Source organism: Achromobacter sp. (assembly GCF_057314935.1).
This window is the reverse complement of the sequence record NZ_DBHKZA010000109.1, coordinates 5,084-15,693: the sequence shown is the minus strand read 5'-3', so window position 1 is coordinate 15,693 and position 10,610 is coordinate 5,084. Positions and strand designations below refer to the sequence as shown.

Here is a 10,610-nt window from a genome sequence, read left to right as displayed (position 1 = left end):
CCCCCGATCGGTTAGAATTTCAGCGACCGAGCAGCTCGCTCTCGCCCCCCAGGACGACCTGGTTGGCGTGTCTTTATCGGGGACGACCCCGCTCATCTTTCATGGAAAGACCAGCGATGCGCGTCCCGCTTTTCCCCGCCCTCCTTCCCGCCTTTGTCGTTCCTCGCGCGCCTTCGGCTGCCGCGAGCGCACCGGAAACCGCCGTGCCCTCCCCGCACGACAATCGCATTCCCAAGACCACCTGGTTCAAGCTGGGATGGGCCTGGCTTGTCGTGATCGCCTTTACGGCCTATGGCGGCACGTGGCTGGCGCAACCCCTTACCCCGATTGCCGCGATCGCCTGCTTCGCGGTCTTGTTCTTCACCATCATCGCCGCATCCTTCGGCGTGGTCCATGAAGCGGATCTCCTGGCGCATAAGCTGGGCGAACCCTATGGCACGCTGATCCTCACGCTTTCCATCGTGTCGATCGAGGTGATCCTGATCGCCTCGGTGCTGCTTGGCCCAGGTGAATTCCCGACCATCGGGCGCGATTCGATCTTTGCCGTGATGATGATCATCGTGAACCTCGTCATGGGGATCTGCCTGATCGCGGGCGGCCTGAAGTATGGCGAGCAAGAGTTCAACGCCCAAGGCGCCAACGCCTATCTGGCGATGATCGTGCTGCTGACGGGCACCGCGCTGGTCCTGCCGAACTACCTGTCCGGCGCCGGCGAATTCACGACGCTGCAAGGCTGGACCATCGCGGCGATCACTGCCGCGCTGTATGCGGTGTTCCTGCTGCTTCAGATGCGCAGCGAGAAGCGGCTCTTCATTCAACCGCATCCCGGCCTGATGGCCGTGGCGGCGCACCCCGAGAAAACCACGCCCCAGCCGAAGGATCCGGCATCCACATCCGGCGACCGGTCCGCCATCCTGCGCAGCAGCCTGCTGCTACTGGGCATGATCATCCCTATCGTCCTGCTGGCGCATCACCTGGCCATCGTCATCGACTACGGCGTGGCAACGGCGGGCGCGCCGGTCGCGGTTAGCGGCGTCTTGATCGCCATCATCGTTTTCACGCCGGAATCCCTGACCGCCGTCAAGGCCGCCCTGAACAATGAGATGCAGCGCGCCATCAACCTCTGCCTGGGCGCCTTCGTGTCCACCGTCGGCCTGACCGTCCCGGCCGTGCTGGTCATCGGCCTTATCACGGGCAAGCAGGTCGTCATGGGGATATCGCCCTTGGAGACGGTGTTGCTGGCCTTGACGGTGCTGCTGGGCATGCTGTCATTCAACGGGCAGCGGACCTCCGTCATGCAAGGCGCCATGCACCTGGCGTTGTTCATCACCTACGGCTTTCTCTTGTTCAACCCCTGACGCGGCAAGCGTTCCGGCGGGGTGCGGCAGGGCAGAAAAGTGGTCTGCCCATTATGCAGAATGTGGCATGAATGGCAATTCCACTCCCCTCCTACACTGCCTCTTTTGGCCCAGGCCGGCGGATGGACGCCATCGTCACTTTCGCAGACGCCAGCGACGCGCGCTGCCAGGCTGGGCCTGACCGCCCACCCTCTTCGCCGCAGGCATCCATCATGACGAACACTGCACTTCCCGACGGCCCGCTGCCCGTTGTCAGCGCCCTTTCCTTGCCGCAGGCCGACCGCGAGATCTGGGCCGCCATCGACGCGGAACAGCATCGGCAGCGGCACTCGATCGAACTCATCGCCTCCGAAAACTTCGCCAGTCGCGCCGTGCTCGATACCCAGGGCTCGGTGCTGACGAACAAGTATGCCGAAGGCTATTCCGGCCGCCGCTACTATGGCGGCTGCATGAACGTGGACGTGGCGGAAAACCTCGCGATCGCCCGGGCGAAGCTGCTGTTCGGCGCCGGGTACGTGAACGTGCAGCCCCACTCGGGAAGCCAGGCGAACCAGGCCGTCTATCTGGCGTTGCTGACGCCCGGAGACAAGATCCTGGGCCTGGATCTCAAAGCGGGAGGGCATCTGACGCACGGCGCCAAGGTCAACCTGTCGGGCCGGTGGTTCCAGACCCTGAGCTATGGGGTGGACCCGGCATCGCAGCGCGTGGACATGGACGAAGTGGAACGCATTGCCAAACGCGAGCGCCCGAAGCTGATCGTCGCGGGCGGTTCGGCCTATTCCCGCACGCTGGACTTCGCGCGGTTCCGCGCCATCGCCGACGACGTGGGCGCGGTCTTCATGGCCGACATGGCGCACTTCGCGGGTCTCGTCGCCGGTGGCGTCTATCCGTCGCCGGTGCCGCATGCGCACGTCACCACGACCACCACGCACAAGACGCTGCGCGGACCGCGCGGCGGCATGATCCTCTGCAACGACGGCGACATCGCGAAGAAGATCGACTCGGCCGTTTTCCCCGGCTTGCAGGGCGGCCCGCTGATGCACATCGTCGCGGCCAAGGCCGTCGCGCTGGGCGAGGCGCTGCAACCGTCGTTCCGCACCTACGTCCGGGCCGTGGTGGGCAACGCGAAAACCCTGTGCGACCGGCTTGGCGAAGGCGGCCTGTCCATCGTATCCGGCGGCACCGATTGCCACCTGGGCGTGGTCGATCTGCGCCCATGGGGGCTGGCCGGCAATGCGGCCGAACTGGCCCTGGAGCAAGTCGGCATTACCTTGAACAAGAATGCGGTGCCTTTCGACGATGCCAAGCCGACCGTGACCTCGGGCATCCGCGTGGGCAGCGCCGCGTGCACTTCCCGAGGCATGGGCCCCGACGCCTTCAAGGAGATCGGAGACATGATCCTGGCCGTGCTCGGCGACGTACGCGCGGGCACGGTCAACGCCCGCACCGAAGGCGCGGTTCGCGCAGGCGTCGCGGATCTGGCCAAGCGGTTTCCGCTTCCTTACTAGACGTCCGACCAGCCGGGCAGGCGGAGCACGAGATGGATTTCAGGCAGCTCAAGCAGTTCGTGGTGCTTGCCACGGAACTGAATTACCGGCGCGCGGCCGAACGTCTCAACATGACGCAACCGCCCTTGAGCATTGCCATCAAGCGCCTGGAAGCCGAGATCGGCGCGCCGCTGTTCGAGCGCGACCGTCTGGGCGTACGCTTGACGGCCGCGGGAGGCGCCTTCCTGGGGGAAGCCACGCGCCTGCTGGACGGCGCCCAATCCGCCCTGGAAGTCACGCGAGATGCCGCGCAGGGCCGTATCGGCACCCTGCGGGTATGCGCGGTTCCAAGCGCGGCGTTGCGGTTGCTGCCGTTGATCTTGCCCGAATTTACCCACCAGTTTCCCCACATCCGGCTGCGCTTGACCAGCGGCAGCACTGTCAGCATCTTGGGAGAATTGCAGCGCGGCGAACTGGATGCCGCCTTCCTGGTTCCTCCGGCATCCCGCGTGCCGGGCATCGACATGATCGCGCTGAACCGGCAACGGCTGATTCTCGCCGTCCCAGGAATGCATCCCGCCGCTGGCCGGAAGGCGGTCGCGCTGTCCGACCTGGGCGACGACACGCTGGTCACGCTGGCGCATTCGGACAGCCCGGGCTTCGCGGGCGAGATCGTTGCGGCTTGCCGGCAGGCCGGGTTTCACCCGAAGGTCATGCAGGAATCCTCCCACGCCTTGATCAGCCTGCCGTTGATCGCCGCCGGCCTCGGCGTGGCGATCGTGCCTGAAGCGATGCGTCAGATCGCGATCGACAACGTCGCCTATGTGGATCTGGTGGACGCGTCCGGCGCGCCGCTGACCTACCCCATGGCGCTGGCGGTGCATGCCCATCGCATGAACCCCGCGGTGCGCTGGTTCACCGATACGGCCCGCGAGGTACTGGCCGTGCAAGGCGATGCGCGGCCAGCCTAAGGCGTTTCCCCCCTATTTCCGCACGCCTGCCAGGATGCCCGCCCACTTCTTCTGTTCTTCGACGACTTTGCGCGCGAACGCCTCCTGCGACCTGTCCACAGGTTCGCTGCCGCGCGCATAGATCTTTTCCTGCACCGAAGGGCTCGCCGCCACCACGGAAATGGCGGCATTCAAGCGCGCGACGATTTCCGCGGGCGTGGCGGCGGGCACCGCGATGCCGGAAAGCGATCCGCCCTCGGCCTCTTTGCCCAGCACTTCCTTGACGGTCGGAATATCCGGCAGGTTGGCAAGGCGGCGCGAAGACGTCACGGCAAACGGCCGGATCTGGCCCGCTTCGATAAAGCCCACTGCCGTCACGGCGGATACCGCCGTCACATCCGTATTGCGGCTCATCACGGCGGTCAGGGACTCGTTGCCGCTTTTATAGGGAACGTGCAGCATCTTCACCCCCGTCGCCTGCTGCAAAAGCTCCAGCACCTGATAATTGTCGGATCCCTCGCCCGCCGTGGAGAACGCGATCTTGTCGGCCTGGACGGCCGCCGCGCCGACCAGCTCCGGCAGCGACCGATAGGGGCTGTCCGCCCCCACTGCCAGGACGGTAGGCGTGTTGGCGAGCATGGCGACGTAGGTGAAATCCTTGTTCGGATCGTACGGCAGCGTCTTGTAGATAAGCGGATTGACGGCGACCATGCCGTTGGTGATGACAAGCAGCGTGTAGCCGTCTCCGGCCGATTTCGCCACGGCCCCGGCCGCAATCGAGCCACCGGCCCCTGCTCGGTTCTCGACCACGACAGGCTGTCCCAATTCCCGGGCCAGACCTTCCGCGAACACCCGCGCGGTCGTGTCGGTCACGCCTCCCGCGCCGAAAGGGACGATCAGGCGGATGGGTTGCGACGGATATCCGCCCGCCCAGGTGGCCGCCACCGGGACGACGACTCCCAGCAGAGCTGCCGCGCAACGTCGCAGTGCGTGGTTCATTTCACGATCTCCATGCTTTTAAGGATTCCAAGAAGCGCGGGTTCATGCTCAACGCCCAGCGCGGACAACGGCGCGCGCAACCGTCCCGGCGACACGCCCTGGAGTTGCATGCCCGCAGAGACGGATCTCGGCAAGCCATGCTCGATCAGGAAATCCAGCAGGTCGATCTGCTTTGCAAACCATGCTTGCGCGCCTTCGCTGTCGCCGGACATGGCACAGCGATACAGGTTCAGCGCGAACTGCGCGCTGACGTTCGGCGACGCCGTGCACCAGCCCTCCGCGCCGTCAGCAAACCCTTGCAGCGCCATGCTGTTCAGGCCGATGTAGATGGCGGTCTTGTCGGGACAGGCCTCGCGCAGGCGGGCGATCTTTGTCGCGTCGGGGCTGCTTTCCTTGATCATCGTCACGGAGGGCAACTCCGCCAGCCTGGCCAGGAACGGCACGGACAGATCGATGCCGGTGGTGAAAGGATTGTTGTAAACCATCACCGGGAGCGACACCGCCTCGCACACCTCGCGGTAATACGCGTAGATCTCGGGCTCCGTCAGCTTCCAGTAGGTGCTAGGCAGCACCTGGATGGCGCTTGCGCCGGCACGCTCCGCGTATTGCGCGTGCCGGATGGTACTGGCCGTGGTCAGGCTGGACACGCCCGCCAGCACGGGAAGCCGCCCATTGGCGACACCGACGACCGTGCGGATGACGTCTTCGCGCTCGTGGTCGGCCAGATAAGGCAGGCAACCGACGCTGCCCAACGGCGCCAGCGCGTGCACGCCTTCGCTGATCAACCGTTGCGCGTGCATCGCCAGCAGCGCATGATCGACACGGCCGCCGTCGTCGCACGGCGTCAGCAGATACCCGATGATTCCCTTCAAGTGCATAGGTCACCTCTCCATAGTTCGCTGGAGTCTATGAAGGGTTGGACAGACGGGTCCAATATCAAATTTATAGGCGCCTGATATGCCTCGCCCGCAAGCCGGCCGGCCTGCTTCACGCACGCCCCCGCGCTCAATCTTGTATCCAGTATTTTTGCGGCAAGCTCGATAGACTTTAGCGGCCCTGTCCAGAAAAGGAGCTTGCCATGAGCAGCGACAACGCCAACGACCAGACCCCCGTTCACCACCTGCCCGAGTACCGTGTGCCCGAAGACATGGAATGGGAAATGGGCCGGTTCAAGAACAAGACGAAATTTCTCTTCCATACCCGAGCTGAGCGGCCGACGGAGCCGAACGCCGGCTTTCTGCGCTATGAGGCGGGCGCAGGCTTTGCGTTGCATCGGCACGACTTCGCGCAGGTCTGGTACGTGATCGACGGCGAATTCGACATGGGCGGCAAGCGCTTCGGGCCCGGCACCGTCGTCTTCCATCCCGACCCGCACATCGAAGAGGCGCTCAGCACGCAAACCGGCGGCACGATCTTCTTCGTGCAGTACCAGGGCCCCACCACCAAGGCCGGCCCGGTGTACGAAGGCAGGATGAACATCAAGGGCGAATTGCCTGAGATCACTGAAAAAGACCTGGAACACTGAGGCAGAAGCCCCCGGCGCAGCATGCCGGGGCGGGAGCAAAACAATGCCACACCCTTTCTCGTACGGCGGCCAGCCCGTTGCGGCGAGGCCGCCGCAACCCCGGGAAGACCTCGTGCAGCAACTCGTGGAAGATATCTCCAGAAAGATCTTCGACGGTACCTACCTGCCCGGACGAAAGCTGCGGCAGGAGTCGCTGGCCGAGGAGTATGACGTCAGCCGGACGCCCGTGCGCGAAGCATTCCGGCAACTGGAGATCAAAGGCTTGATCGTCCAGCAGCCCCGCTACGGCGCTACCGTCGTCGCCCCCACCGTCAAAGACATCGGCCAGAACTATTGGCTGCGAGGGGAGCTGGAGGGAATGGCGGCAGAATTGGCCGCCCGCTGGATCACCGACGCCAACCTGCAAAAGCTGCAATCTGCCCACGCAGCATGCGTGGAGGCGGTCTCGGCGCTCTATGCGGAAGTCAACAACGGGGGCTCCGCCCCCAACCGCCATGCGGCGGGGCCGATGCGGCAATGGGTCATCAGGAATCAGGAGTTCCATTCCCTGATTTTCCACGCTGCCGGCAACTCGTCGCTGGAGCGCGTCATCAAGGACCTGCATACCGATTACACCAGGAACATCCTGAACATGACCGTGCTGGGCATGTATGCGTCGCGCATGAACAAGAATATCGAGCACCATGCGGCGATCGTCGATGCGCTTGTGGCGCGCGACCCCGCCGCCGCGCGCCTGTCGATGCGAACGCACATCCATGAATCGGGGGAGTTCGTGATCGACTGGCTCCGGAAGCGCCCGGCCTGATCAACGGCGATGGTGGTGACGCCCGTTTGAACGGTTGTGGCCTCGGTATCCATCGTGGCCACGATAGCCGTCATAGCCCCGATAGCCTGCACGCCGGTAGGAATGGTCGCGTCCGCGGTCGCGATCCCAGCCGTGGCGGCGTCCGCCGCGGTCGTCATCGGTAATGACGTGTCCCAGCAATCCGCCGGCGGCAGCGCCTCCCACTGTCGCCCAAGGGTCGCCTTCGGACAGCAATGCGCCGGCCACGCCACCCAATCCGGCGCCAATGACGGTATTGCGGGTCTGTTTGTCGGCCTGCGCCGTCATGCTGACGCCCAGCGCCAGGACGCCCGCGAGAACCGCCTGAATGAGTCGTTTCGTGATGGCCATCTTTATTCTCCTGTAGCGGGCTGCTTCTGCGATGCAGCCATGCATAACGGCTTGAACCAGAAATCATTCGTCTGGCAAGCAAGTTATCACTTCAGGTATGTGTCAGTCCCGCAGGCCGGGATACGGGGTGTATAAGCGGTTTCAATCGCTTTCCGCGCAACGACGATCCGCCCTAACTGCCCGGCGCCAAAGGAATCAGGCCCGCCTTCTCCAAACGCCAGCGGGGGATCTGATACTCATACGAAGCGTCTTCCAGCGTCTCGTATTGCTTGAACCAGGAAGCGACGTGCGCGTCGATATCGTCCGGAAGGGCAGCCAGCCATGCCGCCAAATCTTCCGGGGTAGCGACGGCGACCGAGGCACCGCTGGCGAAGGTAGGCTCGTCGACCAGACCGTGGCCAGGCACCAGATACGCCCGGCGGTACAGCCGACCCTTGTCCCAGATTTCGGCGGGCACGTATACCGGCCACTCCCGCTCACAAGGCACCGAGACGTACAGGCCCAAGGACACCCATTGCCGGTTGTCGAAAGAGGCCTTGTAGCGGATCAGCTCCACGCCTTGTTCCACGTCGCCAAGCGCGCGCCAAAGGCAACGCTTGCGCTTCCTCTTCCAGCCCGCGAAGGCGGACTGCGCCCGCAACGTGTCCATGAAACCGCTCTCGATCTGATCGAAGTCTATGGGCAAGTCAGGCTCCCGTGGGTTGCTTGGCGCATGCCGCGCGCGTGATCCAGATCGAATTAAAGCACGGCGCCAACTGCTCGATGGCCGATCGACTCACCGCTCAAGCATGGCAAAAAGTGGCCGTGCCGCTTCGCATCAACGACGTGGCACGCGGACCGGCGAGTCACCCGTTTCGTCCCGATACAATTACGACACACATGAACAACGCGCATGCCCTAGGATGCGGCTATCCACGGTCCGCCATCCTCCTTTCGCCTGCCCCGTCAGCGCCCGGAAGGAGCGAAATGCCGCTGGCCCCGCCCCGCCACACTTCGCATGAACGCCCGACAACGGCGCTTGCGGACGGCCAGGGCGGCCAGAAATCCAAACGCTGCAGTACGTGGCACTGAACCATCATGAAAAAAATACTTTTGGTCGACGATCAGCCGATGCTGGTCGACATGTTGAGCGAGATCTTGCGTATTGAAGGCTATGACGTCACGACGCATACCGACGGCCTGACCGCGCTTCGGCAGATGCTTGACCTGCGGCCTGACCTCGTGATCACCGACTTTTCCATGCCGGGCATGCACGGCGGCGCGCTGCTCACCGCAATGCGCGAAAACGCCTATCTGAGCGAAACGCCCGTCCTGGTGTTGAGCGGCCGGCCCGAGCACGAAATCAGCGCGACTTGCGACGGCTATGCGGCGTACCTGCGCAAGCCGGCCGAACCGGAGGAGGTGCTGAAGACGATTCGTCGCCTGACGCCCGCGCCTGCGCGGCAGCCGCGCTACCGGGGCAACCCCGATGCGTTGACGAGGCCGCACGCTCTAGACGCGGCGCATGTCTGAACACCACCAGTTCCTGTTCCCGCGATATCCCCACCTGCCGCCGCCGGATTGGAAACAACTTGAAGCCCGATTACTGGAAATCGGCATGGTGCTGCCCCCGTTCGGGCGCAACGTGCCGATGCCCGCCCTCGTCGACCTGAGCTTGACGCTGGCGCGGACCCTGGACTGCACCTACCGATACGAAGACACGATGCGCAGCCCCGCCGAGGTGCTGGCGTTGTACGAAGGGTGTCCCGCCCTGCCCGCCGGCCTGAAGGCCGCGCCGGATTTCAGCATCGCGCAAACATTCGAATTGCTGACCCGTCACGGCATCGAACTCGACTGCACTCTCCAGGATGACGAGGGCAGCTCTTGGCGCAGCCCCCATTACCTGATCGGGCCGGCGGCACGCGCCTTCATGAGTCCGCATATCGCCCAAACGTACGACACCGATCCGCAACGATTCGGCTTGCTGCTGCTGGCCTATGACGGCCCGAATCCTGCCGTGCATGTCGGCGAAAACCTGGAAGTCCCGAGCCTGCCGGAAACCGGCGAGCCGATACCGGACCTGCCTCCCTATGGCGACCACGTCGATTTCATTGGCGCGGCCTTCGAAGACCCTGACGTGGAATGGCACTCCCCCGCCACGGGCAAGGCCTATCGAATTTTCGATTTGGATTGGCACTTCAGCCTTGGCCTGGGCTTTCGATCGATACGCACGGACTGGCTGGACGAAGAAAGCGCAAGAAAGATGGCGGACGCCGTGGGCAAGCTGATCGATGCGCCGATGGCGTGTAGCCACCGGCATCTTTGACGCCCTGCCGGCGGCGCGACAACGCACCGGCCGGATTCCCCATCCGGTTACGCGGGACCGTAATGCGCCAACAGCCGTGCGATCGCGTCGCGTAACGCCAGCTTGATCATGCGCGCCTCAGGGTCGTCGTCATCAGGCCTGGCATCGCGCACCGGGCGGTCGCGTACGGGCGCGCTCAGCGATTCCACCCGCAGCGCAAGGGCGCCGCCCGCGCCCGGCTGCGTCGCGCTGATGCGCACATATTCCGAATGATCGATCTGCCGCACCAGCTCGCGCGCGCCCGCGGCATTCTCTGAATACCCGGCGTGGTTCGAGGGGCTGGGCCCGAACCGCACCGACAGCTGCGCCGGACCCGCCGTGCGCAACAACGCCGACAGCGTCTCCATTGCCTGCTCGAGATCGGCCGCAAAGCCGTCATAGACGCCGTCGATCTCCTTGCCGGGGCGCAGCAAGGCGTGCGCATCGGCAAGGTCCGCCAGGCACGTTGCAAGCCGCGCATGGCCGCGCGCGTCCCGCCGTAACCAGCGGGGCGCCACGATGTCCTCGATCGCATGCGTGGGCGGGTGGAAACGATAGCTGCGGCCCGGGCGCGACATGATGCGGCTGCGATTGCGGTCGGCATCGTCCGTCGCCAGCAGGCGGATAGGCGGCGTTTCAGTGCAGTACACGTCACCGCCCGCCGCGATCACGCAATCCGCGCGCAGCGCGCCGCGCACCAGCACCTGGCAGCGATAGTTACGGCACAGCAGCGCCGCTGCCTCCAACCCTTCCGTGAATGCGTGCCGCCCTGCGGGCAACATCAGCAGTCCGGC

At 64.6% G+C, this 10,610-nt stretch carries 11 protein-coding genes and 1 pseudogene; 7 read left to right on the top strand and 5 right to left on the bottom strand.

Annotated features, from left to right (window positions below; genetic code table 11):
- The first annotated feature begins 116 nt into the window (after positions 1-116).
- From ACO6D5_RS27030 to ACO6D5_RS27020, 3 genes are all read left to right on the top strand, one after another.
- Positions 117-1,358 (top strand): calcium:cation antiporter, encoded by a 1,242-nt coding sequence (locus tag ACO6D5_RS27030; RefSeq protein ID WP_485827087.1) that lies wholly within the window; start codon positions 117-119, stop codon positions 1,356-1,358.
- Between the two features lie 212 nt (positions 1,359-1,570).
- Positions 1,571-2,866, top strand: coding sequence for a serine hydroxymethyltransferase (locus tag ACO6D5_RS27025; protein ID WP_485827086.1), 1,296 nt, complete (start codon positions 1,571-1,573; stop codon positions 2,864-2,866).
- 32 nt (positions 2,867-2,898) lie between these two features.
- Complete coding sequence (locus ACO6D5_RS27020) at positions 2,899-3,816, top strand: LysR family transcriptional regulator (RefSeq protein WP_315528936.1); 918 nt, start codon at positions 2,899-2,901, stop codon at positions 3,814-3,816.
- 12 nt (positions 3,817-3,828) lie between these two features.
- Here the strand turns inward: ACO6D5_RS27020 and ACO6D5_RS27015 are convergent, their stop codons facing one another.
- Complete coding sequence (locus tag ACO6D5_RS27015) at positions 3,829-4,668, bottom strand: tripartite tricarboxylate transporter substrate binding protein (protein ID WP_485827085.1); 840 nt, start codon at positions 4,666-4,668, stop codon at positions 3,829-3,831.
- Between the two features lie 122 nt (positions 4,669-4,790).
- Entirely contained in the window at positions 4,791-5,672 is an 882-nt protein-coding gene (locus ACO6D5_RS27010) for a dihydrodipicolinate synthase family protein (protein ID WP_485827084.1), read from the bottom strand.
- A 200-nt stretch (positions 5,673-5,872) separates the two neighbouring features.
- Here ACO6D5_RS27010 and ACO6D5_RS27005 point away from each other — a divergent pair, with 200 nt between their 5' ends.
- Positions 5,873-6,319, top strand: a complete 447-nt coding sequence (locus tag ACO6D5_RS27005) for a cupin domain-containing protein (RefSeq protein ID WP_485827083.1) — start codon at positions 5,873-5,875, stop codon at positions 6,317-6,319.
- A 112-nt stretch (positions 6,320-6,431) separates the two neighbouring features.
- Positions 6,432-7,124, top strand: a complete 693-nt coding sequence (locus ACO6D5_RS27000; protein WP_485827082.1) for a GntR family transcriptional regulator — start codon at positions 6,432-6,434, stop codon at positions 7,122-7,124.
- On the opposite strand, the gene ACO6D5_RS26995 is transcribed toward ACO6D5_RS27000, so the two are convergent.
- Both ACO6D5_RS26995 and ACO6D5_RS26990 read right to left on the bottom strand, forming a co-directional pair.
- A complete protein-coding gene (locus ACO6D5_RS26995; protein ID WP_006226576.1) occupies positions 7,125-7,493 on the bottom strand; it encodes a glycine zipper 2TM domain-containing protein in 369 nt (122 codons plus the stop codon).
- A 172-nt stretch (positions 7,494-7,665) separates the two neighbouring features.
- Entirely contained in the window at positions 7,666-8,178 is a 513-nt protein-coding gene (locus ACO6D5_RS26990; protein WP_485827081.1) for a hypothetical protein, read from the bottom strand.
- 407 nt (positions 8,179-8,585) lie between these two features.
- Here ACO6D5_RS26990 and ACO6D5_RS26985 point away from each other — a divergent pair, with 407 nt between their 5' ends.
- Positions 8,586-9,005 (top strand): response regulator, encoded by a 420-nt coding sequence (locus ACO6D5_RS26985; protein ID WP_485827080.1) that lies wholly within the window; start codon positions 8,586-8,588, stop codon positions 9,003-9,005.
- A complete protein-coding gene (locus ACO6D5_RS26980) occupies positions 8,998-9,798 on the top strand; it encodes a hypothetical protein (RefSeq protein ID WP_485827079.1) in 801 nt (266 codons plus the stop codon). The genes ACO6D5_RS26985 and ACO6D5_RS26980 overlap by 8 nt, the downstream gene beginning before the upstream one ends.
- 47 nt (positions 9,799-9,845) lie before the next feature.
- On the opposite strand, the pseudogene ACO6D5_RS26975 reads toward ACO6D5_RS26980, so the two are convergent.
- A pseudogene (locus ACO6D5_RS26975) lies at positions 9,846-10,610 on the bottom strand (hypothetical protein); the annotation flags it as partial.

Bases quoted from the DNA above. Each gene is read 5' to 3' on its own strand.
- ACO6D5_RS27030 (WP_485827087.1), top strand. From the start codon at position 117: ATGCGCGTCCCGCTTTTCCCCGCCCTCCTTCCCGCCTTTGTCGTTCCT.
- ACO6D5_RS27025 (WP_485827086.1), top strand. From the start codon at position 1,571: ATGACGAACACTGCACTTCCCGACGGCCCGCTGCCCGTTGTCAGCGCC.
- ACO6D5_RS27020 (WP_315528936.1), top strand. From the start codon at position 2,899: ATGGATTTCAGGCAGCTCAAGCAGTTCGTGGTGCTTGCCACGGAACTG.
- ACO6D5_RS27010 (WP_485827084.1), bottom strand. From the start codon at position 5,672: ATGCACTTGAAGGGAATCATCGGGTATCTGCTGACGCCGTGCGACGAC.
- ACO6D5_RS27005 (WP_485827083.1), top strand. From the start codon at position 5,873: ATGAGCAGCGACAACGCCAACGACCAGACCCCCGTTCACCACCTGCCC.
- ACO6D5_RS26995 (WP_006226576.1), bottom strand. From the start codon at position 7,493: ATGGCCATCACGAAACGACTCATTCAGGCGGTTCTCGCGGGCGTCCTG.
- ACO6D5_RS26980 (WP_485827079.1), top strand. From the start codon at position 8,998: ATGTCTGAACACCACCAGTTCCTGTTCCCGCGATATCCCCACCTGCCG.